Below are 3439 nucleotides of genomic sequence, written 5' to 3' on the forward strand. Positions count from 1 at the left end.
AACCGCAATTATGCTCAGGCCAGGATTATGCGCAGTTTGTGTGCGCGACGTTCGGGATGCGAGCGGATGCCGGGCATCCCCCAGCAGGCCGGGCGACCGTAGGTTTACATAATCCTGATCTCCTCTGCGCGCCAACCGTAGAGGAGATCGTCATGAACCAAATCAAACTGCAGCCGGCGCCCCGTCAGTGGCTTGAGAACAGCCCGTTGGGGCCATTCTCGGAGCGCTATCTTGAGCACCTGGGCCGTGCCCGCTATGCGCCCAGCACCGCACGTGTTTATCTGTGCTGCATTGCCCATTTCGCCCACTGGATCTCGACCGAACGGCTCGCGTTAGAGTCCATAGGCGAAGCCGCGCGAGTTCGGTTTATCAGCGAGCATCTTCCCGTCTGTGACTGCCCTTATCCGGCCCGTCGCTTGCCGCACGAACTCAGGGCGGCCATCACGCATTTGCTTGCAGTGCTGCGTGCCGAAGGCGCCATTCCCGCAGCTACCGCACACACCACACATGGCGGGGAATTGGCGGCATTCCGGGCCTACATGCGCGATGTCGGCGGGTTAGCCGTCAGCACACGAGCGAGGCGCGAGCGGATTCTTCGACGCTTTCTTGAGGAACAGTTTCCGGAAGGGGAGATCTCTATCGCCGGCCTTGAGCCGGCGCGTGTGAGACGCTTCATCCTCGGCGAACTGCAGGGCTGGACGACCGCCACCATTCGCATTGTTGGGGGTGCGATCAGCTGCTATCTCCGGTTTCGGCAGATGATGGGCGACGACGTTCAGCATCTACTCGGCGCAATCCCTCGCGTTGCATGCTGGCGGCTGAGCAGCTTGCCGGATGTGCTTTCCGACACGCAGATTGAGATTCTGCTCGCTTCATTCGACAAGGATTTCCCGTCGCGCCGGAGGGCCTACGCCATGGTCCGGTGCCTGACCGATCTTGGGCTCCGAACCAGTGAGGTTGTGCAACTGCAGCTCGGCGACATCGATTGGCGGCAGGGTACGATCCGCATTTCCCGGTCAAAGGGCCGGCGTTTCGACGTCCTTCCCTTGCCGCCCGAGACGGGTGACGCGATCGCTGCGTATCTGCGGCATGAACGTCCACCGAGCACGAACCGCGCAATATTCGTACGCCACGTCGCGCCCTATGACCTGCCGATCCAAAAAGACGTTGTAAGGCGCGCCGTTTTCGCCGCCTACAAACGTTGCGGCTGGTCTCAGACACGCGTTCATATCCTCCGGCACAGCGTCGCCAGCCGCATGCTGAACGCTGGTGTGCCCATGAAGCAGATCGCCGATATCCTGCGCCATCGGAGCATCGACACCTCCATGATCTACACGAAGGTCGACCTTCAGCGGCTGGCGGCGGTCGCTATGCCGTGGCCGGGGAGTGTGGCATGAGCCGGTCGCTGACCATGCAGGCGCGGATCGACGCCTATCTTGTGGAGCGACGTCGCCTTGGATTCTCGCTCGAGACCTCTGGCATAATGCTGCGGTCGTTCGCTCGCTTCGCCGATCTGTCCGGCCATCGCGGCCCGCTGACGACGACGCTCGTGGTCGCTTGGGTTCAGGGGGAGGCGCGGAACGCGACGCCAACCTCCTGGGTGCGCCGCCTCGAAGTGCTGCGGCCCTTTGCCGAGCATGAGAGACGTCTCGACCCACGGAACGAGCTTCCCGTAAGCAGCATATTCGGCAAAGCGCACCAGCGCCGGACGCCACATATCTACACCGACCAGGAGATCGTCGCTCTGCTGCAGGCGGCGCGGCGGCTGCAGCCGCAACACTCCATTCGACCGGCAACATACGAGACCATGTTGGGGCTGATCGCAGCCACGGGATTGCGGATTTCCGAGGCACTCAAGCTCCGATGCGGCGACGTCGACATTGCCGGCCGATGTCTGACCGTGCGCATGACCAAGTTCACCAAGTCAAGGCACGTACCATTTGATGCCAGCGTCGCCGCTGCGCTCTCGCGCTATGTGGCAATCCGCGCCCGCTCCGCTCCGGCCGAGTCGGATGCATCTTTCTTCGTCGGCGCCTCAGGGCAAGTGCCGTCCAAGCGTCAGGTCCATTGGACATTTCAGCAGTTGCGTCGGGACGCAAATATTGTTGCTCGTGGGGCCTATGACGAGGTTCGCATTCACGATCTGCGCCACACCTTCATCTGCCGGCGAGTGCAGCGCTGGCAGAACGAAGGCGCGGATATCGACAATGCCATCGCCGCGCTGGCCACCTATGTCGGCCATGCCAAGGTCTCCGATACCTATTGGTACCTGACCGGCATTCCCGACCTGATGGTCGCGGCCGGCGATCGCTTCGAAGCATTTGCGGCGGAGGAGCGCTGTCATGGGTGAGCAGACAACACCGTCGTTCGCCGCGCTGGTGCAGCGCTTCTTCGTCGAGCATCTGGGCCAACATCGCGCCGTCAGCCCGCGGACCATCGCGGCTTACCGCGATACGTTCCGACTGCTTCTGGCGTTTGCCGAGACGTCAATCGGCAAGCCTCCGAGCAAACTCGCGCTCACCGATCTGAACGCGCGACTGCTGCTCGATTTCCTCGACCATCTGGAGAAGGTTCGCGGCAACAGCGTACGGAGCCGGAACGCGCGGCTTGCCGCGCTGCGAACATTCCTCAAATACGCGGGACATCATGATCTTGACGCCCTCGGGATCATAGAGCAGGCGCTCGCCATTCCGATGAAGAGGGCCGATCGCCCGCTGATCGGCTTCCTGACGCGATCGGAGATCCAGGCCATCCTCGACGCTCCCGACGATGCGACATGGGCGGGGCGGCGGGATCGGGTGCTGTTCAGTCTCATGTACAACACCGGCGCACGCGTCTCCGAGATCATCGGAATCCGCTGCCGCGATATTGTTCTTGAAGGCCAGCCCGCCGTGCACCTGCATGGCAAGGGGCGCAAGGAGCGGTGCGTTCCCTTATGGCGCCCGACAGCCGCCCATGTTCGGCGATGGCAGCGATCGCTGGGAGCAAACGCGCAGGACGGCTTCCTGCTGCCAAACCGCGCAGGCGCGAAGATGACCCGCTCCAACGTCACGCAACGGCTGGATCTCGCCGTCGCTGCAGCACGGCGCCATTTTCCCTCTCTCGCTGGCCGCTTGATCTCGCCCCACGTGATCCGGCACACGACAGCAATGCATCTGCTGCAGTCCGGTGTCGACATCACCGTCATCGCGCTTTGGTTGGGGCATGAAGACACCGCGACCACGCACATGTATGTGGAGGCCGATCTATCCATGAAAGAGCTGGCGCTCGGGAAGTTGCAGCCCCAGGAGGCCAGGCTTGGACGCTACCGACCGCCCGACAATTTGATGCGCTTCCTCGAAGCCCTCTGATTATGTCAAGGTCACCGAGGTGGAAACGGCGACTGGCCCACATCCGCCTCGGCCAACTGCGCATAATCCGGGCCTGAGCATAATTTCGT

3 protein-coding genes are annotated in these 3439 nt (G+C 62.5%); all 3 read left to right on the forward strand.

All coding sequences use genetic code 11. The annotated features are described in order from the left end of the window. Positions 1-152: 152 nt before the first annotated feature. Genes AC0L17_RS34190 through AC0L17_RS34200 form a run of 3 tightly spaced genes read left to right on the forward strand, consistent with a single transcriptional unit; the run spans position 153 to position 3350 of the window. Positions 153-1397 carry a site-specific integrase gene (locus AC0L17_RS34190; RefSeq protein WP_473459477.1) on the forward strand — a complete coding sequence of 415 codons (1245 nt, stop codon included), beginning with the start codon at positions 153-155 and terminating at the stop codon, positions 1395-1397. After that, positions 1394-2350 carry a tyrosine-type recombinase/integrase gene (locus AC0L17_RS34195; RefSeq protein WP_065011732.1) on the forward strand — a complete coding sequence of 319 codons (957 nt, stop codon included), beginning with the start codon at positions 1394-1396 and terminating at the stop codon, positions 2348-2350. The genes AC0L17_RS34190 and AC0L17_RS34195 overlap by 4 nt, the downstream gene beginning before the upstream one ends. Continuing rightward, on the forward strand, positions 2343-3350 hold the full coding sequence (locus tag AC0L17_RS34200) for a tyrosine-type recombinase/integrase (RefSeq protein WP_473518949.1): 1008 nt from the start codon (positions 2343-2345) through the stop codon (positions 3348-3350). The genes AC0L17_RS34195 and AC0L17_RS34200 overlap by 8 nt, the downstream gene beginning before the upstream one ends. The last annotated feature ends 89 nt before the right edge of the window (positions 3351-3439 follow it).

Source organism: Mesorhizobium sp. WSM4829 (assembly GCF_055811475.1).